Below are 21108 nucleotides of genomic sequence, written 5' to 3'. Positions count from 1 at the left end.
CGATTAGTAAAGGAAAAACGATGAGCGGATATTTGCAGGGCAAGGAGATGGCAGGCGCAGGTTCGGGCGGCGAGAGCCCGGCCCCGGCGCAACCGGCCCGCAAAGCGGTTACCCTGCCTTCGCTGCTGGCGATGCGCGCGGCCGGCCAGAAAATCGCCATGCTGACCTGCTATGACGCCAGCTTCGCTTCGCTGATGGACCGCTGCGGCGTCGACATGCTGCTGATCGGCGATTCGCTGGGCATGGTCTGCGCCGGCTACGACTCGACCCTGCCGGTGACGGTGGCCGACGTCGCCTACCACACCGCCTCGGTGGTGCGCGGCCGCAAGCACGCCTTCGTGCTGGCCGACCTGCCCTTCGGCAGCTACGGCACCAACCAGCAGGCCTACGACAGCTGCGCCACGCTGATGCGCGCCGGCGCCCAGATGATCAAGATCGAGGGCGGCGCCTGGCTGGCCGACACCGTGCGCTTCCTGACCGAGCGCGGCATCCCGGTCTGCGCCCACATCGGCCTGACCCCGCAATTCGTGCACCAGTTGGGCGGCTACAAGGTGCAGGGCAAGACCGACGCCGGCGCCGAGCAACTGAAGCGCGATGCCCAGGCCCTGCAGGACGCCGGCGCGGCCATGGTGCTGCTGGAGGCGGTGCCGGCAAGCCTGGGCAAGGAAGTAACGGAGCTGCTGCACGTGCCGACCATCGGCATCGGCGCCGGCCCGGACTGCTCCGGCCAGGTGCTGGTGATGCACGACCTGCTGGGCGTCTTCCCGGGCCGCAAGGCGCGCTTCGTGAAGAATTTCATGGATGGCCAGACCAGCATCGACGCCGCGGTGGAAGCCTATGTGGCGGCGGTGAGGGACGGCAGCTTCCCGGCACCGGAACACTGCTTCTGACCGGCGGAGGGTGGCTATGGAGACTTCTTCGACCACCCGCCTCTTTCTGGCCCTGTGGCCGGATCCGGCCGTGCGCGAGCAGCTGCGCGCATGGCGCGAGCTGTGGGACTGGCCGCGCGGCGCCTCGCCGGTCCACACGGATAAACTGCACCTGACCCTGCACTTCCTCGGCAACCAGCCAAGCGAGTCCCTGCCTGCGCTGCTCGACGGCCTGGCCGTTCCCATGTCTCCGTTCCGTCTGAAGCTGGACCTGGCGGAGCTGTGGCATAACGGGGTTGCGGTGCTGGCGCCGTCTTCGGTGCCGCAGGCGCTGCTGGACCTGCATGCCGCGCTCTCGGGCGCCCTGCCCGGCCTGGGGCTGGAGCCGGAGGCGCGGACCTATCGGCCGCACGTGACCATGGCGCGGCGGGCTCGCGGTGCGGAGATTCCGCAGAATGGACCGGTGATCGACTGGCAGATCGACCATTACACGATGGTCGAGTCGAAGACCGGGGATGGCGACGGTTACACAGTGCTGCGCGAGTACCGCTGACTTTTGCGTGGGCTCGGTGAGCCCACGATGCACATCATCGCTTCACGACGCGCGCGTTGGCCGCGATCACGACGCCCGACACGGACAGGATGCCCAGCGCCACCGCAATATTCGTATGCGCCGCCACCGACCCGATCAGCGGCGGCGCCAGCAACAGGCCCGCATAGCCCAGGGTCGCCACCGTCGCCAGTCCGCCGCCGGCCGACATGCCCGGAATGCGCGCGGCGGCCGCGAAGATCAGCGGCACCACGTTGGCCGCGGACAGGCCGATCAGCGCGAAGCCGCAGGCCGACAGCACGAAGTGGGTGCTGAGCACGGCCAGCGTCAGCCCGGCGAACATGCCGAGGCCGCCGATCACCATCACCCGCATCGCGCCGAAGCGCAGCACCAGGCGGTCGCCCGCGAAGCGGCAGGCCGCCATCGCGATCGAGAAGGCGGAATAGCCGAGTGCCGCCGATGCCGGCTCCGCGCGGGTGCGCTCGGTCAGCAGCAGCGCGCTCCAGTCGACCAGCGCGCCTTCGACCGCGAAGCACAGCATGCCGAGCAGGCCGAGGAAGAGCGCCGGGCCGCGCGGCAGCGCGAAATGGCTCTCGTGCTTCGAGGGCGCCACCCGCAGCACATAGGGTGAGCACAGCGCGACGATGACGGCGATCGCGATCCCCGCCATCAGCGCGCCGCGGCCGTCGCCCAGGCCGGCGCCGATCAGCATGCCGCCCAGGGCCGCGCCCAGCAGCCCGCCCAGGCTGAAGAAGCCGTGGAAGGACGACATGGTCGGAATGCCGCGCGCGCTTTCCACCTCGCTGGCGTTGGCGTTCATCGACACGTCCAGCACCCCGTTGCTGGCGCCGAAGGCGAAGGCCGCCAGGAACAGCGGCAGCAGGCCGTCCGCGTTCATCAGCAGCACGCCGGTGACGGCGAACAGTCCGCCGCTCGCGAGGGTAACGCTGCGGGTGCTCCAGCGCGCCGACATCCAGCCGGACACCGGCATCGCCGCGATCGCGCCGCCGGCGATGGTCAACAGCAGGAAGCCCAGGGTGCCGGTATCGATGCCGGCGCGCGCCTGGACCAGCGGCATGTGGGCCGCCCACAGGCCGATCCCGGTGCCGTTCAGCAGGAAGACGATGGAGATGGCCCAGCGCGCCGCATTCACGGTCGCTACGCTGGCGGGTTGAAGGTTCTCGACCGGCTTCATGCTTTGACTTTCGCTGCGAGTTTGATGTCGGGGGTGGGGTCGAGCTGGCGCAGGCGCTCCAGCACGTCGGGCGGACAGTCGGCTTCCAGCACCAGCTGATCGGCATCGATCAGCGGCGCGATCAGGAAGGGCGCCGGCGCCTCCAGCCGTTCGTTGAGGACGGCGACCACGCGGCGGCTGGCCGAGGCCAGCATGGCCTGCTTGACCTGGGCCTCCTCGGCATCGCTGGCGCCCAGCCCGCGGTCGGCCTCGACGCTGCAGACGCCGACCACGGCCAGGTTCACGCGCAGCCTGCGGATCTCGTCCACGGTCTGGGCACCCAGCACGGCGCCGGCATGGCCCGCGTAGATCCCGCCCAGCAGGATCACCTTCGTCTTGCGCAGTTCGCCCAATGCCAGCGCGATCTGCGGGCTGTTGGTGATGACGGCGGCGGCGCGCCCGTCTTCGAGCAGGCGGGCGAAGGCCAGGTTGGTGGTACCGGCATCGACCAGGATGGTGTCGCCGGGGCGCACGGCGTCGACCAGCGCCTGGGCCAGCATGGCCTTGCGGTCGCCGGCATCGTCGCTGCGCTGGCCGAAGCTGGGCTCGGCCCGGGTGCGCCGCATCGCGCCGCCATGCACGCGGCGCAGCAGGCCGGCGGCGTCGAGATCGCGCAGGTCGCGCCGGATCGTGTCTTCGGAGGTCTGGAAGCGCAGCGCCAGCTCGGCCGCCAGCACCTTCCCCTGTTGGTCCACCATGTCGACGATCTGTTGCCGACGTTCTTCTGCTAACTGCATTGCTTCTCCTGTTTGTTCGCGATAATGTACATATTTAGGCGCAAACGTGCAAATAAACGCAATTAAAATGCACGAATATGCATATTTAGTATGCATATTGGCAATAAATTGTGGCCTGATAGTTGGTTGGACGATTATTCGTTGTTACACTCGGCCGGTAGAAAAACACATGAAAATCATGGACAAGTCCGCCTCCATCCTCATCGTCGACGACTATCTGCTGATCCGCACCGCGGTCCGCCAGGTGCTGACCGAACTCGGCTTCGTCAACATCTTCCAGGCCGAAAACGGCAAGACGGCCCAGGACCTGATGCGCAAGCAACACATCGATGTCGTGATCGGCGACTGGAGCATGCCCATCATGAGCGGCCTCGAGCTGCTGGGCTGGATGCGCAAGGACGCGCGCTACGCCGGGACCCGGTACATGATGCTGACCGCCGAGTCGAACCCGGCCTCGGTGCGCAGCGCGCTGCAGGCCGGCGTCAACGCCTACATGATCAAACCCTTCACGGTGCACAGTTTCGCCAGCAAATTCATGGCGATGATCGGCGCGCCCCAGGAAGCCCCGGCCTCGCCGTTCGCGCACCCGGCCGCTCCCGCGCCTGCCGCTTCCCCGGCGCCGGCGGCACCGCCGGCACCATTGCGGGCAGCGGCCGGCGCCGCCGACGTGATCGGCCTGCAGCAGCCGCTGGCCGAGCGCATCAAGAAAAGCACGGTGCTGATCGTCGACGACGTGCCGACGAATATCGAGATCCTGGCCGGCGCCCTGAAGGACGAATACGCGATCAAGGTGGCGATCAGCGGCCGCAAGGCGATCGAGATCGCCGACAGCTTCCAGATCGACCTGATCCTGCTGGACATCATGATGCCGGTGATGGACGGCTTCGAAACCTGCCGCCAGCTGAAGGCAAATCCGAAGACGGCCGGCATCCCGATCATCTTCCTGTCCGCGAAGGACGCCGTCGACGACGTGGTGGGCGGCCTGCGCCTGGGCGCGGTCGACTATGTGTCGAAGCCGGCCGACCCGACCATCCTGAAGGCGCGCATCGCGACCCACCTGACCCTGGCCGCGGCCACCGCCGACCTGAAGCGCCAGAACGAGCTGCTGGTGGAGAACGCCCACCTGCGCGAGGACGTCGAACGCATGACCCGCCACGACCTGAAAAGCCCGCTGGCGGTGGCCCTGCACGGCAGCCAGGCCTTGCAGGCTAGTTCCCTCAGCGAGACCCAGCGCGAGCACGCGCGCATGATCGAGATGGCGGCCAACAATGCCCTCGAAATGATCAACCGCACGCTCGACATCTACCGCATGGAAAAGGGCGAGTACCAGCCGGCGCTGCAGGCTTTCGACCTGGGCGCCCTGCTCGAGCGCGTGGCCCGGCAGACCCGCCTCGCCTTCGCGCCCAGCGCCATCGAGATCCGCTTCGACGCGCCCAGCGACACGATCTGCCTGGGCGAACCGCTGCTGTGCTATTCGATGTTCTCGAACGCCTTCAAGAACGCGGCCGAAGCCTCGCCGGAGGGCGGCACGATCAGGATCGACGTCTCGCCGGGCTACGGCAAGCTGCACGTGGCGATCGACAACGAGGGCGAAGTGCCGCCGGCCATGCACGGACGCTTCTTCGAAAAGTACGCGACGGCGGACAAGGAAGACGGCAGCGGGCTGGGGACGTATTCGATCCGGCTGATGGCCGAGGTGCAGGGTGGCGGGGCTTCGATGGATAGCGGGGATGGGCGTACGCGGTTGACGATCACGCTGCCCTGCGTTTGATCGTTGGCGCTCGCACCCTCGTCCCCGCAGGCGGGGACCCTAGGTATCACACCAGCAGCATCAGATGCTCCCGCTCCCAGGAACTGATCACCCGCGAAAACGTCGCAAACTCCAGCTCCTTCACCTCGCAAAAAGCCTGCACGAACAAGGACCCCAGCATCGCCGCCAGCGCCGCGCAGCCGCGCAGCTGCTGGATCGCGTCCTCCAGGTTGCGCGGCAGTTCTCCGTGGATGTGCTCGGCGCTGTCGGGCGTCGGCGCGGCCGGTTGCAGGCCTTCCGTCATGCCCAGCCAGCCGCAGGCCAGGGTCGCCGCCATCGCCAGGTAGGGATTCACGTCCACGCCCGGCACGCGATTCTCGACCCGGCGGTTGACCGGGCCGGCGTTCGGCACGCGGATGCCGCAGGTGCGGTTGTCGTAGCCCCAGTGCACGTTCATCGGCGCCGACTGGAAGCGCGACAGGCGGCGGTAGGAATTTACATGGGGCGCGAATAATAAGGTCGCTGGAGGCAGGTATTTTTCCAGCCCACCGATGAATTGACGGAACAGCGTGCTCTCGCCGCCATCTTCGTCCGAGAAGATGTTGCGGCCGCTGTCGTCGACGATGCTCTGGTGGACGTGCATCGCACTGCCGGGCTCGGTCTCCATCGGCTTGGCCATGAAGGTGGCGAAGATGCCGTGCCGCAGCGCCGTCTCGCGCACCGCGCGCTTGAACAGGAAGACGCGGTCGGCCAGCTCGAGCGCGTCGCCGTGGGTGAAATTGATCTCCATCTGGCCGGCGCCGGCCTCGTGGATCAGGGTCTCGACGCCCAGCTCGTGCTGCTTGCAGAAGGCCGACAGCTCCAGGAAGAAGGGATCGAAATCGTTGACCGCGTCGATCGAATAGGATTGCCGGCCCTGCTCGGTGAAGCCGCTGCGGCCGGTTGGCGGGCTCAAGGGTTCGTGCGGGTTGGTGTTGCGCGCGACCAGGTAGAACTCCATCTCCGGCGCCACCACCGGCCGCCAGCCGCGCTCGCGGTACTTGTCCAGCACCCGCCGCAGCACGGCGCGCGGCGCCAGCTCGACCGGGCTGCCGTCGAAGTTCTGGCAATCGTGGATCACGCAGGCGACCCGCTCGGTGGCCCAGGGCACGACGCGGATCGTGGCCGGGTCCGGCACGCAGATCATGTCGGGATCGGTCGAGCCGACGTAGGGCGTGTTGTTCGGCTGCTCGCCGTGGACGGTGTTCAGCAGCACGCTCTTCGGCAGGCGCATGTGCTCGCCGGTGAGGAACAGGTCTTTCGGGAGGATCTTGCCGCGGGCGATGCCGGTCATGTCCGCGATCACGCACTCGACCTCGTGGATGTTGTGTTCTCGCAGAAAGTCCCGCATGTCCCCGCTGATCGCTTCGGCCATCGCACCCCTCGCTTGCCCCGCTGCGGGTGACTATAGCACCGGCCAGCAGGCCGCCGCGCGCGGCTGGACCCGCGTCCCGATGCCGCAATTCGTTGCCTGAATCCCGCAGTTGGCGTCATTGCCTGTTCCACACGGCGTTTTCTCCGTCATACTTTCGGCATGGAATTGCAAACGACCGAAAGAATGGCCACGGCCCGCATGTGGCGTATCTATGCCTGCGGCTGGCTCGCCTACCTCTGCCTTCTGGCGATTGCCTTGCAGGCGGATGACCTGCGGCATGGCCACGTCAACTGGCGTGCCTCGGCGCCGGTTTTCTGGAGCCTTCCACAGGCACTGTTCCTGGCCCTGCTGTGGCCGCTGAGCGGCTGGCTGGAACGCAAGCGCCTGGCGCTGGGAAGCTTGATATGCGTTCATATCGTCGGCGCCTTTTCCTACCCTGTCGCGATCTACAGCCTGATCGCCACGATCAACGGATTCAGCCAGGCGCTGGGCTGGTACGTCTGGCCCATCCTCTACGGCGCGATGACCTATGGCGTCGTCGCCGCCGCCTTCCACGTCGTGCGCCTGAACGCCACGCGCCAGCGCCAGGCCATCGCCATCCAGCAAGCCCATGCCCTGCTGGTCGCCTCCGAACTGAACGCCCTGCGCAACAAGCTGAACCCCCACTTCCTGTTCAATACCCTGCACTCGATCATCGCGCTCACGCGCCGCAATCCGGAGGCCGCCGAGACCGCGCTGTTCCAGTTCTCGGACATGCTGCGCTACGTGCTCGACACCGAAAAAAGCGGCAGCGACCGCGTCACCCTGGAAGACGAGCTGCGCTTCGTGCGCGACTACCTCGAGCTGGAAAGCCTGCGCCTGGGCGCGCGCCTGAAGGTCGAGTGGGAACTCGACATTGATGCCGCCCGCATCGCGCTGCCGGCGCTGTCGCTGCAGCCGCTGGTCGAGAACAGCATCAAACACGCGTTCAATCCGCACAGCCGCCCGGGCCTGCTGCGCATCCGCACCCGGGTCGACGATGAGGCCGGAGCCTTGACCATGACCGTCGGCGACGACGGGCCCGGCGCCGACCCCGCCATCGTGAAGCAGTCGAACGGCCTCGGCATCCGCACCGTCGAACGCCGCCTGCAGCTCGAGTACGGCGCCAGGGGCATTCTCTCGATCGCCACCGCGCCCGGCGCCGGTTTCGTCGTGACGATGTCGATCCCGCTCGAATCCGCCTGAATGAAGGAAGCCCTGTGAACACGAAAACCGTATTCATCGCCGAGGACGAGCCGCTGGCCCGCGACCTGCTGCGCGACGCCATCTACGCCCACCCCGCCCTGCGCCTGGCGGGCGAAGCCGGCGACGGCGCCACGGCACTCGAGCAGATCAACCGGATCCGCCCGGACGTGGTCTTCATGGACATCCAGATGCCGGAGATGACCGGCCTGGAAGTGCTGCGCCGCCTGAGCTGCGCACCCGACATCGTCTTCACCACCGCCTACGACCAGTACGCGGTGACGGCCTTCGAGCTGAACGCGGTCGACTACCTGCTCAAGCCTTTTACGCGCGCCCGCTTCGACGCCGCGGTGGCGCGCCTGCTGGAAGCGCCCATGCCGCCGCGCGAGATCGTCGATGCGGCGCTCGAGCAGGCGACGCGGCGCAAGGAAGGTCAACCCGCTGGCCGCCTCGAACGTATCCTGGTGCGCGACCGCGGCCGCATCTTCCCGCTGTCGCTGAACGAGATCGAATATTTGAAAGCGGATTCGAAGTACACGGCCATCGCCGCGCGCGGCCAGACCTTCCTGGTCCGCATCGGCATCTCGGAACTCGAAGCCCAGCTTGATCCAACCCGCTTCATCCGTGTGCACCGCTCGGCGCTGGTGAACCTGGACTTCGTCGATTCGATGCGGGCGGACGACCAGTCGCAGCTGCTCATCCAGATGCGGGACGGGACGATGCTGACGGCGAGCCGGGAGGCTTCGAAGGTGTTGCGGGAGATGGCGATTTGAGAGCTGCGCGGAACTCGTTTCGACCCGCGCCTTGTCAACGTCGTCCCCGCGAAGGCGGGGACCCAAGTTTGCCGAGTCGCTACGAACCTGGGGGGAATAATGCCGGGGGCATTATTCCCGCCTTCGCGGGAACGACGGGTCAGCGGCTGCGGGTCGCTCCTTGCGTTCCCGTTCCTCACACCTGAATCCAGGTCGTCTTCAACTCCGTGTACTTGTCAAACGCATGCAATGACTTGTCGCGCCCATTCCCCGACTGTTTATAGCCGCCAAACGGCACGGTGATGTCGTCGTTGTCGTACTGGTTCACATGCACGGTCCCGGCCCGCAGCCCGCGCGCCGTGCGGATCGCCTTGCTCATGTCCGCCGTCCACACCGCCGCCGCCAGCCCGTAGGGCGTGCTGTTCGCCTGCCGCACCGCCTCATCCAGATCGGTAAAGGACAGCACGGATAAAACCGGCCCGAAGATCTCCTCGCGCGCAATCCGCATCGAGGCGTCGACGCCATCGAACAGGGTCGGCTCGATATACAGGCCGCCCGTCTCGGCACGCGCGGCGCGTCCGCCCGCCAGCAGGCGCGCGCCGGCCGCCTTGCCGTCTTCGATATAGCCGAGCACCGTCTTCATCTGGATGCCGTCGACGATGGCGCCCATCACGGTGTCCGGGTCGAGCGGATCGCCCGGCGCATACTTCGGCATCAGGGCCAGGGCTTTATCCAGGAAGGCCTCGCGGATCGACTCTTCGACGAACAGGCGCGAAGGCGCGTTGCAGCTCTCTCCCTGGTTGAAGTAGATCGAGCCGATCGCGCCCGCCACCGCAGCGTCCAGGTCCGGGCAGTCGGCGCAGACGATGTTCGCCGATTTGCCGCCCAGCTCGGTCCAGGCGCGCTTCAGGTTCGACTGTCCCGCCATCTGCAGGATCTGCTTGCCGACCCGGGTCGAGCCCGTGAAGGCGATGCAGTCGACGTCCATGTGCAGGCCGAGGGCCTTGCCGGCCTCAATACCGTAGCCGGGGAGGACGTTGAACACGCCTTCCGGCACGCCGGCCTCCAGTGCCAGCTCGGCCAGGCGTAGTGAAGTCAGCGGCGCCTTTTCCGAAGGCTTGAGCACCAGGCTGTTGCCGGCGGCGAGAGCCGGGCCGATCTTCCAGGCCGCCATCAGCATCGGATAGTTCCAGGGGATGATGGCGGCCACCACGCCCACCGGCTCGCGCTGAATCAGGGCCAGGCTGTCCTGGCCGGTGGGCGCCACTTCGTCATAGATCTTGTCGATCGCCTCGCCGTACCAGCGGATGCAGTTCTGGGCCAGCTGCACGTCGACGCTGCGGCTGTAGCGGATCGGCTTGCCCATGTCGAGGGTCTCCAGCAGGGCCAGCTCGTCGCGCTTGGCCAGCATCAGGTCGGCGAAGCGGATCAGCACGCGCTTGCGATCAGCGGGTGCCTTGGCGGACCAGCGGCCGTCCTCGAAGGCGGCGCGGGCACTGGCGACCGCGGCGTCGACGTCGTCGGGACCGCAGCGCGCGACCTCGCCGAGCTGGCGTCCGTCGATCGGCGAGATACAGTCGAAACGGGCGCCGGAGGCCGCGTCAATACGCCTGCCATCGATGACGGCGCGGCCGTCGATCCGCACCGTTTTGGAACGTTCATGCCAGGATTCGGTAGTCATTGTGTCCCCTCTGGAGTCATGATTGTTGTCAGGCCGATACTAGCAAACAAAATCGATCCAATTGACGATTTATGCCGCTATAATCGCGAATTTTTCCAGCCAGAATTTCCTCTTTCCCGCTGCCCGGAGCACTTAATGAATACCATCCTGATTACGTCTGTCGTGCTCTACCTGCTGGGCACCCTGGGCCTGGGCATGTGGGCCGGCACGAGGATCAAGAACACGTCCGACTTCGCCGTGGCCGGCCGCAGCCTGCCGCTGATCATGGTGATCACCACGACCTTCGCCACCTGGTTCGGTGCCGAGACCGTGATGGGCATTCCCGCCAGGTTCGTGCAGGGCGGCCTGAACGGACTGGTCGAAGACCCCTTCGGCGCCGGCACCTGCCTGATCCTGGTCGGCCTGTTCTTCGCGGCTCGCCTGTACAAGCTTAACCTGCTGACCATCGGCGACTACTACCGCGCGCGCTACGGCAAGGGCATCGAGGTGTTCTGCTCGGCCGCCATCATCCTGTCCTACCTGGGCTGGGTGGCGGCGCAGATCACGGCGCTGGGCCTGGTCTTTTCCGTGCTGACCGGCGGCGCGATGTCGGAGACCGCCGGCATGATCGTCGGTACCCTGGCCGTGCTGATCTATGTGGTGGTCGGCGGCTTCCTGGCGGTGGCGATCACCGACTTCATCCAGATGATCGTGCTGGTGGTGGGCATGTCCATCATCGCCGTGTTCTCGTCCGAGCYGGCCGGCGGCACTGGCGCCGTGCTGCACATGATCCAGCAGAAGGACCTGTGGAATTTCCTGCCGCAGGCGAAGTTCACCGACATCGCCTTCTTCGTCGGCGCGGCCGTGACGATGATGCTGGGCTCGATCCCGCAGCAGGACGTGTTCCAGCGCGTGATGTCGGCCAAGAACGCGCCGACCGCGCGCGCCGGCGCCGTGATCGGCGGCGCCAGCTACATCCTGTTCGCCTTCGTCCCGATGTTCATCGTCGCCTGYGCCGTGATCGTGATGGGCAACGATGCGATGGAACTGGCCAAGAGCGATTACCAGCGCGTGCTGCCGACCTTCGTGATGACGAAGATGCCCCTGATCATGCAGATCCTGTTCTTCGGCGCGCTGCTCTCCGCGATCAAGAGCACCTCCTCGGCCACCCTGCTGGCGCCGTCGACCAGTTTCACCGAGAACATCCTCAAGAACCTGCGCCCGGGGATGAGCGACCGCCAGCAGCTGTTCGCCATGCGCGTGACCATCGTCGTGTTCGCGGCGCTGGTGCTGACCTACGCGATCGCGATGAAGGGTACCTCGATCTACGAACTGGTGTCCTCGGCCTACCAGGTGACACTGGTCGGCGCTTTCGTGCCGCTGGTGATGGGCCTGTACTGGAAGCGCGCCACCACCCAGGGCGCGATCCTGTCGATCGCGGCCGGCATCGCGGTCTGGATCGTGTTCTTCCCGCAGCTCTCRTCACTGGGCGAGCATTTCCCGGGACAGCTGGCCGGGCTGATCGCGGCGTTCGCGGGCATGATCGTGGGGTCGCTGGCGCCGCAGGTGCTCAAGAATCGGCATGAGCCGCACAAGACGGCGTTGAGTGTGTAAATCGTAAATGGCCCCGGCTGATGTTCGGGGCCTTTCAGTTTGTCAGTCCATCCATCCTCTTCCGCGCACATCATCCAAAGTCAGGTCCAGGCAAAACCTGATCCGCTCCACCATCTCATCGATCTGCGCACAGCTCATCACCAGCGGCGGCGCCACGATCATCCGGTCTCCCACCGCCCGCATGATCACCCCGTTGTCGAACATATGGCCCCGGCACACCATGCCTACCGCCAGTTCGCGCGGGAAGGCTTCGCAGTCGTGCAGCGTGGCGCCCTTGCGCCGTACCAGGTTCAGGCCCGCCGCCATGCCCATGCTCTCGGCGTGTCCCACCAGCGGATGCGAGGCCAGCGCCCCGAACGCGGCTTTCAGGTAAGGGCCGGTCGAAAGCAGAACGCGCTCGACCAGGCCTTCATCGATCATGATGCGCAGGTTCTCGAGCGCCGCCGCGCAGGCGACAGGGTGGCCTGAATAGGTGAAGCCGTGGTTGAAGTCGCCGCCCTTCTCGACCAGGGTATGCGCGACCCTGACGCCTACCAGCACGCCGCCCAGCGGTACATAGCCCGACGTCACGCCCTTGGCGAAGGCGATCAGGTCGGGCCGGAAGCCCATCAGCTGGCAGCCGAACCAGGTGCCCAGGCGGCCGAAGCCGCAGATCACTTCGTCGGATACCAGCAGTACGCCGTACTTGTCGCAGATGCGCTGGATTTCGGGCCAGTAGGTCGGCGGCGGGATGATCACGCCGCCCGCGCCCTGCACCGGCTCGCCGATGAAGGCGGCCACCTTGTCGGGCCCGAGTTCGAGGATCTTCTCTTCCAGCCAGCCGGCCGCGTGCAGGCCGAACTCGGCTTCGCTCATGCCGCGCCCATGCTCGGCGAAGTTCGGCTCGCCGATGTGGTGGATGCCGGGTATCGGCAGCGCGCCCTGCGCATGCATGGCGTCCATGCCGCCCAGCGAGGCGCCGGCCACGGTGCTGCCGTGATAGGCGTTGCGGCGGCTGATGATGGCCTGGCGCTGCGGCTGCCCCATCAGCTGCCAGTAGCGCCACACCATGCGCACGATGGTGTCGTTGGCTTCCGAGCCCGAGCCCGTGAAGAACACGTGCTGCATGCCCGCATCGACCTTGCGCGCCAGTTCGACCAGGCGCGCCGCCAGCATCAGCGCCGGCACATTGGTCGTGTTGAAGAAGCTGTTATAGAAAGGCAGCGTGTCCATCTGCCTGGCCACTGCGGCGCTCATGCTCGCGCGGCCGTAGCCGACGTTCACGCACCACAGGCCGGACATGCCGTCGATGAGCTTGCGGCCTTCAGAATCCCACAGGTAGATGCCGTCGCCGCGCACCATCACGCGCGCCCCGCGTTCGCGCAGCGCGCCATGGTCGGTGAAGGGATGCAGGTAATGCGCGCTGTCGAGCTCCTGCAGCGCGCGCGTGTCAAATGTTCCCGGGCTGTCCACCTCCCGGACCGGCGCGAGCACGTCGGCCGTCACAATGTCGCTTGCCATGATCGACTCCCATCGTTATTGGACGCTCTTTCTTATACATGCAGCAGCAAGTGTTCCCGTTCCCACGGGCTGATGACGGTCATGAACTCCTGGTGCTCGAGTTCCTTCACCGCCGAATAGACGTCGATGAAGCGCTCGCCCAGGATGTCGCGCAGGCGGTCTTCGCGGCGCAGCAGGGTGAGCGCCTCCGGCAACCCCTGCGGCAGTTCGACTTCCATCTTGTAGGCGCTGCCCTCGACCATCGGGGTCGGCTCGATCTGTTCCTGGATGCCGAGGTAGCCGCAGGCCAGGGTCACGGCCAGCGCCAGATAGGGATTGGCGTCGGCGCCGATCACGCGGTTCTCGACGCGGCGGTCCTGCGAACCCGACACCGGCACGCGGATGCCGACCGTGCGGTTGTCGACGCCCCACTGCAGGTTGATCGGCGCGGCGGTGCGGCGCACGATGCGGCGGTAGGAGTTCACGTAGGGCGCGACGATCGCCATCGCCGACGGCATGTACTTCTGCAGGCCGCCGACGTACCAGCGGAACAGCTCGGACGGCGCGCCGTTTTCGTCGCTGAAGATATTCTGGCCGGTCTCGCCGTCGACCACGCTCTGGTGCACGTGCATCGCCGAACCGGGTTCGCCCGCCATCGGCTTGGCCATGAAGGTGGCGTACATGTCGTGCTTGAGCGCGGCCTCGCGCAAGGTGCGCTTGAAGTAGAAGACCTTGTCGGCCAGGCCGAGCGGCTCGCCGTGCTGGAAGTTGATCTCCATCTGGCCGGCGCCGATCTCGTGGATCAGCGTGTCGACGTCCAGGCCCATCATGTCGCAGTAGTCGTAGATGTCTTCGAACAGCGGATCGAATTCGTTGACGGCGTCGATGCTGTACACCTGGCGGCTGGTCTCGGAGCGTCCGCTGCGGCCGATCGGCGCGGCCAGCGGCAGGTCGGGATCGATGTTCTTGGCCGTCAGGTAGAACTCGAGTTCGGGCGCCACCAGCGGCTTCCAGCCCTTCTGCGTGTACAGCTTGAGCACGCGCCGCAGCACGCTGCGCGGGGCGAAGTCGACCAGGCGGCCGTCGGAGAAATAGCAGTCGTGGATGACCTGGGCGGTGGGATCGACGGCCCACGGCACCATCGTGATGGTGCCGGGATCGGCCTTCAGGATCATGTCGCGGTCGGTGGTCGAGATCGCGCGGTCGAAGGCATCGTCGTTCTCGGGCGAGTTGCCGGTGACGGTCATGCCGAGCACGATCTCCGGCAGGCGCATGCCGCGGTCTTCGGTAAATTTTACACGTGGCAAAATTTTGCCGCGGGCGACGCCGGTCAGGTCGGGGACCAGGCATTCGATTTCGGTGACTCGCTTACCGTTGAGCCACTCGTCCATGTCGTTGTATGAAAAATTGTCGCGGATAGCCATGATGGTTCCTCTGTTCCTTGAATGAACGCGGGCGCGCAAACGCGGCCCGCGGCGCGCGGGTTGATCTGAACAGGGGCGCTATGGAACGGAGCGGGCCGCCCATTTTTCATAGGCGGTCATAAGTTCTTCCGTTTTTTGGATTGAAAGCGGGCACGGCAGGCGTCGCCGAAGGCGCCGAACATCTTCATCGAGTGCGGATTGTGGGCGATGCGCCATTCCGGGTGCCATTGGACGGCCAGGGTAAAGCCCGGCGAGGTGGAGACGGAAAACGCCTCGACCAGGCCATCTTCCGCTACCGCCTCCACCGTCAGGCCGGGCGCCAGTTCGTTCACGCCCTGGCCGTGCAGGGAATTGACGGGAATTTCGTCCTTGCCCAGGATGCCGTGCAGCATGCCACCTTCGATGATGCGGATCTTGTGCGCATCGCCGTACTGCTCGTCCATGCCCAGTTCGGGATTCTCGCGATGGTCGAAGTGTCCCGGCACCGTCTGCACCGCCTGGAACAGGCTGCCGCCCAGCGCCACGTTCATCTCCTGGAAGCCGCGGCAGATCGCGATGATCGGAATGCCGCGCTTGACCGCTTCGCGGATCAAGGGCAGCGTGGTCTGGTCGCGCGCCGGATCCTGCGGCAGGGTCGGGTCGAGTAGTTCTTCGGAGTAATAGCTGGGATGAACATTCGATGCCGAGCCGGTCAGCATGATGCCGTCGCACAGGTCGAGCATGGTTTCCAGGTCGAGCGTCTCCCCCAGCGACGGCAGGATCATCGGCGCGCAATCGGCGCCGATCACGACTGCATCGACATACTTGTGCTGGGCCGCGTGATAAGGATGTTCTCCGAAATCGCGGGTGCAAGCGGGGACGATAACGATCGGGCGCATGTTCTCTACCTTTGTGAAGTGAGGCGCACACGGACCATCATACTGCAATCTGATCCGGGTGCGAGTGGCCGTTGATGCAGATCAACTGTTCAGAAAACCGATAACAAAATCTTATCGTCAACTCGGAAACGGTGCCAACACGAACGGCAGCGCTTGCATAAGAGTAGCGGGAACGACGTAGCGCATTGCGTGGTATCTTTGTCCTCTAATACGAACAAGCACGAGGAAACCATGCTGAACCTGAAAGATCCTTCCCTGCTGCGCCAACAGGCGTATATCGACGGCGAATGGTGCGATGCCCGCGAGGGCCAGACCGTGACGGTGACCAATCCGGCCACCGGCGAATCGCTGGGGACCGTGCCCCACATGGGCGCGCAGGAGACCCGCCGCGCGATCGAAGCCGCGAATGCCGCCTGGCCGGCATGGCGCAAGAAGACCGCGCGCGAACGCGCCCTCATCCTGCGCAAGTGGAACGACCTGATGCTCGAGAACGCGGACGACCTCGCCGCCATCATGACCGCCGAACAGGGCAAGCCGTTGACCGAAGCGAAAGGCGAAGTCGGCTACGCCGCCTCCTTCTTCGAATGGTTCGGCGAGCAGGCCAAGCGCATCGAAGGCGACGTGCTGGAATCGCCGGCGCGCGACCGCCGCCTGATCGTGACCAAGGAGCCGATCGGCGTCTGCGCCGCCATCACCCCGTGGAACTTCCCGTCCGCGATGATCACCCGCAAGGTGGCCCCAGCCCTCGCCGCCGGCTGCCCGATCGTGCTGAAGCCCGCCGAGCTGACCCCGTTCTCCGCCCTGGCCCTGGCCGTGCTGGCCGAACGCGCCGGCGTGCCGAAAGGCGTGTTCTCGGTCGTGATCGGCGATGCGAAGGCGATCGGCGCCGAAATGTGCGCCAACCCGATCGTGCGCAAGCTGAGCTTCACGGGCTCGACCCCGGTCGGCCGCCTGCTGATGGAACAGTGCGCGCCGACGGTGAAAAAACTGTCGCTGGAACTGGGCGGCAACGCTTCCTTCATCGTCTTCGACGACGCCGACCTCGATGCTGCCGTCGAGGGCGCGCTCGCCTCGAAGTACCGCAACGCCGGCCAGACCTGTGTCTGCGCCAACCGCATCTATGTGCAGGACGGCGTGTACGACGAATTCGCGCGCCGCTTCACCGAGAAGGTCAAGGGACTCAAGGTCGGCAACGGCATGGAGCCGGGCGTGAACCAGGGTCCGCTGATCGAAGACAAGGCCCTCGTGAAGGTGGAGAACCACATCGCCGACGCGCTGTCGAAAGGCGCCCGCCTGCTGTTGGGCGGCAAGCGCCATGAACTCGGCCACAGCTTCTTCCAGCCGACCGTGCTGGCCGACGTGACCCCGGCCATGCTGATTTCGGAAGAGGAAACCTTCGGTCCGGTGGCGCCGCTGTTCCGCTTCAAGACCGAAGAGGAAGTCATCGCCCTCGCCAACAACACGGAATTCGGCCTCGCCTCGTATTTCTATGCGCGCGATATCAACCGCGTGTGGCGCGTGGCCGAGCAGATCGAGACCGGCATGGTGGGCGTGAACACCGGCCTGATCTCGAACGAGATCGCGCCTTTCGGCGGGGTGAAGCAGTCCGGCCTGGGCCGCGAAGGTTCCAAGTACGGCATGGACGACTACCTGGTCATCAAGTACATCTGCCTCGGCGGCATGTAAGCACGGACCGAACATGGCCTACGATCCCATGTCCGATGTCGAGGATGCGCCGCTGTTCATCATGCCGCGCGTCCTCGAACAGCTGCGCGCCTTCCGCGACGGTCCCAAGCTGGCCGACCTGCCGGGCGTGAACCCGTCGGCGGAACGCGAGCGCCTGGCGGTGGTGCTGGACGACCTGGCCACGCGCCTGCTGGCCGGCATCGAAGCGCATCCGACCAAGTTCTGGGTCATGAAGCAGTTCCAGCAGTCGCTGGAACTGGTCCAGGAGGAAGATACCGAGGCGAGGGAACACTTCGGTAGCGAACTCGAGCGCCTGATGGACCTCCTCGGGATCGAAAGTTCGGACGGCCTGCTGGCTTGTTATCTGGGAGGTATTTGAACGTTGTTGATTTTCCACACGGCAACGTTTTGATTGTTTTGTAGGACTTGTCCTACTAGAATCTCACTCATTGTCACTACCAGTGACATCCCCATTGCGTTGGCCCCAACCCCGCCAACCAGCAGCGACCGCACTGCCTACCTCCGCCTACGTTTTGCCTGGCCCCCCAGATGTTCAGTGGCCGCCTGCACCCTTCTTCGACAACAAGGACTCCATAGAAATGAAGCTGAATAACATGAAGATCGGCCAGCGCCTCGGCCTGGGCTTTGGATTGATGCTGGCCCTGCTGATCCTGGTCGCGATCTTCGGTCTCGAAAACATGAACGCGCTCAACGCGGCCGTGGACAAAATCGTCAACAACAACAACGTCCAGATCAAGAACGTGACCGACATGCGCGATGTCCAGCGCCGCATCGCCATCAACGTGCGCGACATCATCCTCACCAGCGACGACGCCGAAATGGCAAACCTCGCCAAAACGATCGAAGGCGCATGGCAGGAATACGACCGGGCCATCGCCACCCTCGACAAGATGATCGTCGATCCGCAGTTGCGGGCGCAGCTGGAACAGATCGCGGCCGCGCGCAACACGGCGGCGCCCCTGATCGCGAAAACCCAGCAACTGGGTAGGGAAAACAAGAACGACGAAGCGGTCGGCCTGATGAAGTCCAGCGTCATGCCGGCCACCAGGGCATGGCTGGCCGAGATCACGAAAATGGTGGAAGCCCAGGCCGCCCGCAACCAGGCCGAACTGGCAGCCGGCCAGGTCGAGTTCAGGCAGGCGCGCATGGTGCTGATCGGCGTGGCCGTCGTCGCCCTGCTGGCCGCGGTTGCCATCGGCTTCTTCATCACGCGCTCGATCACGCTGCCGATGCGCCGCGCGGTGGACGTTGCCAAGACCGTCGCCGCCGGCGACCTCACCAGCCACATCGAAGTCAATTCGACCGACGAAACCGGCGAACTGCTGGCAGCCCTGAAGGACATGAACGGCTCGCTGCAGACCATCGTCGGTCAGGTGCGCAGCGGCACCGGAACCCTCGCCACCGCCTCGAACGAAATCGCGACCGGCAACCTGGACCTGTCCAGCCGCACCGAACAGCAGGCCGGCGCGCTCGAAGAAACCGCCTCCTCGATGGAAGAGCTGACCTCGACCGTCAAGCAGAATGCGGAAAACGCGCGTCAGGCCAACCAGCTGGCGATGTCGGCATCGAACGTGGCCGTGCGCGGCGGCGAGGTAGTCTCCGACGTGGTGATCACGATGAACTCGATCAATGAATCGGCCAACAAGATCGTCGACATCATCGGCGTCATCGACGGCATCGCCTTCCAGACGAATATCCTGGCACTGAATGCGGCGGTGGAAGCGGCCCGTGCCGGCGAACAGGGCCGCGGCTTTGCCGTGGTGGCCTCCGAGGTGCGTAACCTGGCCCAGCGCTCGGCCGCCGCCGCCAAGGAAATCAAGACCCTGATCGGCGACTCGGTCGAGAAGGTCGGCCAGGGCAGCCGCCTGGTGCAGCAGGCCGGCTCGACCATGGGCGAGATCGTCGCCAGCGTGCGCCGCGTGACCGACATCATGGGCGAGATCACGGCCGCGAGCCAGGAACAGGAAGCCGGTATCGAGCAGATCAACAAGGCGATCGGCGAAATGGATTCCGTCACCCAGCAGAACGCGGCCCTGGTGGAAGAAGCGGCGGCCGCCGCGCAATCGCTGCAGGAGCAGTCCGGGCAACTGGAAGAGCTGGTCAGTACCTTCCGCCTGGCTGGTACTGCGGGGCAGGCTGTTCGCTCTGCACCGGCAACGCGTTTGGCGCTGGCTGCCTGATCCTACGATTTGTACTCATAATACTTGCGCGCGTCGCCGCGCACCTGCTCGGCCGGGTACTTGGCCCGGTTGAGCACCATCTTCTCCTGCACCGCCGCCAGCAGGTCGACGTCGAGCTTGTCGGCCAGGCGCACCAGGTAGACCAGCACGTCCGCCATCTCGTGCCGTACTCCCACCAGCTTGCTTGGTCCGAGTTCCTCGGCGCGGCCATGCTGCAGCCACTGGAAATGCTCCAGCAGCTCGGCCGCTTCCACCGTCAGCGCGCAGGCCAGGTTCTTCGGCGTGTGGAACTGGTCCCAGTCGCGCTCGTCGACGAATTCGCGCACCATCGCCCGCAGCCGGGCGAGGTCGCCAAATGCCGAATCATTTGCCATAATCGTGCTCCAATACAAGTGTCCCTTGTGGGACGGCCATGATACAGCGGCCGGGCTCACCAGGGCGCTGATAACGCTATCAAACCAGACGATGAACAAACCAGAAACCCTTCGCAGCCGCAGCAGCGGCCGCGTCACGCTGTCCGAGGTGGCGGCGCGGGCCGGCGTCGGGACCATGACGGTGTCGCGCGCGATCAACCAGCCGGAGCTGGTGTCGGCCGCCCTGCGCGCGCGCATCGAGGAGGCCGTGGCGGAACTGGGCTACGTGCCCAACCGCGCCGCCCGCGCGCTTGCATCGGCGCAGTCGAAGGTGATCGTGGTGCTGGTGCCGTCGCTGTCGAACGCCGTGTTCACCGAAGTCCTGGCCGGCATCCAGGACGCGCTGGAAAAGGATGGCTACCAGATCCTGATCGGCAATACCCGCTACTCCGACGCCGAGGAAGAAAAGCTTCTCAACATTTACCTGCAGTCGAACCCGGATGGCGTGCTGCTGTCCGGCCTGACCCACAGCAAGCAGGTCACGAAAATCCTGACCACGTCGAAATTGCCGGTGGTCTCGATGATGGACCTCGCAAGTTCGCCGGACGCGCTCTCGGTGGGCTTTTCGCAGATCGAGGCCGGCTACACCATGACCCGCTACCTCGTCGACAAGGGCTACAAGCGCATCGGCTTCATGGGCGCCCAGCGCGACGAGCGCACGCTGAAGCGGGCCGAAGGCTACCGCCGCGCCCTGCAGGAAACCGGCCTGTACGATCCCCTGCTCGAGACCATGGTGAACGACCCCTCCACGATCGCGCTCGGCGCCGAACTGCTGGGACGCATGCTGTCGGTGACGCCCGACTGCGACGCCATCTTCTGCTGCAACGATGACCTGGCCCAGGGCGCGATCTTCCAGTGCCAGCGGCGCGGCATCGCGGTGCCCGCCCGGCTCGCCATCTGCGGCTTCAACGACCTGCCGGTGTCGGCCTGGATGAATCCTTCCCTCACCACCATCGCCACCCCGCGCTACCGCGTCGGTTTCGAGGCGGCCCAGCTGCTGCGCGCCGTCATCCACGGCGAAACGCCCGCCGTCACCCGCATCGATCTCGGCTTCACCCTGATGGCGCGCGAAAGCGCCTGATCCTTCTCCCGGCCGCTTGCGAGAGAGCGGCCGCGGCATCCACCGTTTTCCGCTCGTGCTGCGCCGCAGCATGAAAACTTCTTTACAAAACCATCGATCGGCGTAGACTCGCCACGCCTGATAACGCTACCAAATTTATCATGAT

At 65.6% G+C, this 21108-nt stretch carries 18 protein-coding genes; 10 read left to right on the top strand and 8 right to left on the bottom strand.

All coding sequences use genetic code 11. From position 1 onward, the window contains the following. Positions 1-20: 20 nt before the first annotated feature. Together panB and thpR are read left to right on the top strand one after the other, a co-directional pair. Positions 21-890 carry a 3-methyl-2-oxobutanoate hydroxymethyltransferase gene (gene panB, locus AC1DIX_RS07905; RefSeq protein ID WP_477323369.1) on the top strand — a complete coding sequence of 290 codons (870 nt, stop codon included), beginning with the start codon at positions 21-23 and terminating at the stop codon, positions 888-890. A 16-nt stretch (positions 891-906) separates the two neighbouring features. Next, positions 907-1422, top strand: a complete 516-nt coding sequence (gene thpR, locus AC1DIX_RS07900; RefSeq protein ID WP_477251546.1) for an RNA 2',3'-cyclic phosphodiesterase — start codon at positions 907-909, stop codon at positions 1420-1422. Between the two features lie 34 nt (positions 1423-1456). Here thpR and AC1DIX_RS07895 read toward each other — a convergent pair whose 3' ends face one another. Together AC1DIX_RS07895 and AC1DIX_RS07890 are read right to left on the bottom strand one after the other, a co-directional pair. Further along, complete coding sequence (locus AC1DIX_RS07895) at positions 1457-2614, bottom strand: MFS transporter (protein ID WP_477323367.1); 1158 nt, start codon at positions 2612-2614, stop codon at positions 1457-1459. Beyond that, the gene (locus AC1DIX_RS07890) at positions 2611-3390 is read right to left on the bottom strand and encodes a DeoR/GlpR family DNA-binding transcription regulator (RefSeq protein ID WP_442122868.1); all 780 of its coding nucleotides are present in this window, start codon (positions 3388-3390) and stop codon (positions 2611-2613) included. The genes AC1DIX_RS07895 and AC1DIX_RS07890 overlap by 4 nt, the downstream gene beginning before the upstream one ends. 169 nt (positions 3391-3559) lie before the next feature. Between AC1DIX_RS07890 and AC1DIX_RS07885 the strand changes: the two genes are divergently transcribed. After that, positions 3560-5161, top strand: a complete 1602-nt coding sequence (locus AC1DIX_RS07885) for a response regulator (RefSeq protein ID WP_477323365.1) — start codon at positions 3560-3562, stop codon at positions 5159-5161. A gap of 46 nt (positions 5162-5207) precedes the next feature. Here the strand turns inward: AC1DIX_RS07885 and AC1DIX_RS07880 are convergent, their stop codons facing one another. Further along, entirely contained in the window at positions 5208-6554 is a 1347-nt protein-coding gene (locus tag AC1DIX_RS07880; protein WP_477323363.1) for a glutamine synthetase family protein, read from the bottom strand. Positions 6555-6737: 183 nt separating this feature from the next. On the opposite strand from AC1DIX_RS07880, the gene AC1DIX_RS07875 reads away from it, so the two are divergent. Continuing rightward, a complete protein-coding gene (locus tag AC1DIX_RS07875) occupies positions 6738-7778 on the top strand; it encodes a sensor histidine kinase (protein ID WP_442122865.1) in 1041 nt (346 codons plus the stop codon). 14 nt (positions 7779-7792) lie between these two features. Further along, positions 7793-8548, top strand: coding sequence for a LytR/AlgR family response regulator transcription factor (locus AC1DIX_RS07870; protein ID WP_442122864.1), 756 nt, complete (start codon positions 7793-7795; stop codon positions 8546-8548). Between the two features lie 175 nt (positions 8549-8723). Here the strand turns inward: AC1DIX_RS07870 and AC1DIX_RS07865 are convergent, their stop codons facing one another. Beyond that, positions 8724-10208, bottom strand: a complete 1485-nt coding sequence (locus tag AC1DIX_RS07865; RefSeq protein ID WP_477323360.1) for an aldehyde dehydrogenase — start codon at positions 10206-10208, stop codon at positions 8724-8726. Between the two features lie 135 nt (positions 10209-10343). On the opposite strand from AC1DIX_RS07865, the gene AC1DIX_RS07860 reads away from it, so the two are divergent. Beyond that, positions 10344-11801: a high affinity choline transporter 1 gene (locus tag AC1DIX_RS07860; RefSeq protein WP_477323358.1), complete on the top strand. Its 1458-nt coding sequence runs from the start codon at positions 10344-10346 to the stop codon at positions 11799-11801. 42 nt (positions 11802-11843) lie between these two features. On the opposite strand, the gene AC1DIX_RS07855 is transcribed toward AC1DIX_RS07860, so the two are convergent. The 3 genes from AC1DIX_RS07855 to AC1DIX_RS07845 form a co-directional block, all read right to left on the bottom strand. After that, the gene (locus tag AC1DIX_RS07855; RefSeq protein WP_477323356.1) at positions 11844-13301 is read right to left on the bottom strand and encodes an aspartate aminotransferase family protein; all 1458 of its coding nucleotides are present in this window, start codon (positions 13299-13301) and stop codon (positions 11844-11846) included. Positions 13302-13333: 32 nt separating this feature from the next. Beyond that, a complete protein-coding gene (locus AC1DIX_RS07850) occupies positions 13334-14704 on the bottom strand; it encodes a glutamine synthetase family protein (RefSeq protein WP_477323354.1) in 1371 nt (456 codons plus the stop codon). A gap of 116 nt (positions 14705-14820) precedes the next feature. Then, positions 14821-15582, bottom strand: a complete 762-nt coding sequence (locus AC1DIX_RS07845; protein WP_442122859.1) for a gamma-glutamyl-gamma-aminobutyrate hydrolase family protein — start codon at positions 15580-15582, stop codon at positions 14821-14823. A 231-nt stretch (positions 15583-15813) separates the two neighbouring features. Between AC1DIX_RS07845 and AC1DIX_RS07840 the strand changes: the two genes are divergently transcribed. The 3 genes from AC1DIX_RS07840 to AC1DIX_RS07830 all read left to right on the top strand — a co-directional run bounded on the left by AC1DIX_RS07840 (position 15814) and on the right by AC1DIX_RS07830 (position 19469). Beyond that, a complete protein-coding gene (locus AC1DIX_RS07840) occupies positions 15814-17268 on the top strand; it encodes an NAD-dependent succinate-semialdehyde dehydrogenase (RefSeq protein WP_477323352.1) in 1455 nt (484 codons plus the stop codon). A 13-nt stretch (positions 17269-17281) separates the two neighbouring features. Next, positions 17282-17647: a DUF4844 domain-containing protein gene (locus AC1DIX_RS07835; RefSeq protein WP_477323350.1), complete on the top strand. Its 366-nt coding sequence runs from the start codon at positions 17282-17284 to the stop codon at positions 17645-17647. 220 nt (positions 17648-17867) lie between these two features. Next, a complete protein-coding gene (locus tag AC1DIX_RS07830) occupies positions 17868-19469 on the top strand; it encodes a methyl-accepting chemotaxis protein (RefSeq protein WP_477323348.1) in 1602 nt (533 codons plus the stop codon). A 2-nt stretch (positions 19470-19471) separates the two neighbouring features. Here AC1DIX_RS07830 and AC1DIX_RS07825 read toward each other — a convergent pair whose 3' ends face one another. Further along, positions 19472-19843, bottom strand: coding sequence for a nucleotide pyrophosphohydrolase (locus tag AC1DIX_RS07825; RefSeq protein ID WP_477323346.1), 372 nt, complete (start codon positions 19841-19843; stop codon positions 19472-19474). A gap of 91 nt (positions 19844-19934) precedes the next feature. Between AC1DIX_RS07825 and gntR the strand changes: the two genes are divergently transcribed. After that, positions 19935-20963, top strand: a complete 1029-nt coding sequence (gene gntR, locus AC1DIX_RS07820) for an HTH-type transcriptional regulator GntR (protein WP_477323344.1) — start codon at positions 19935-19937, stop codon at positions 20961-20963. The last annotated feature ends 145 nt before the right edge of the window (positions 20964-21108 follow it).

It is taken from the genome of Massilia sp. 05N420, assembly GCF_056397205.1.
This window is presented reverse-complemented; position numbering and strand designations above follow the sequence as displayed.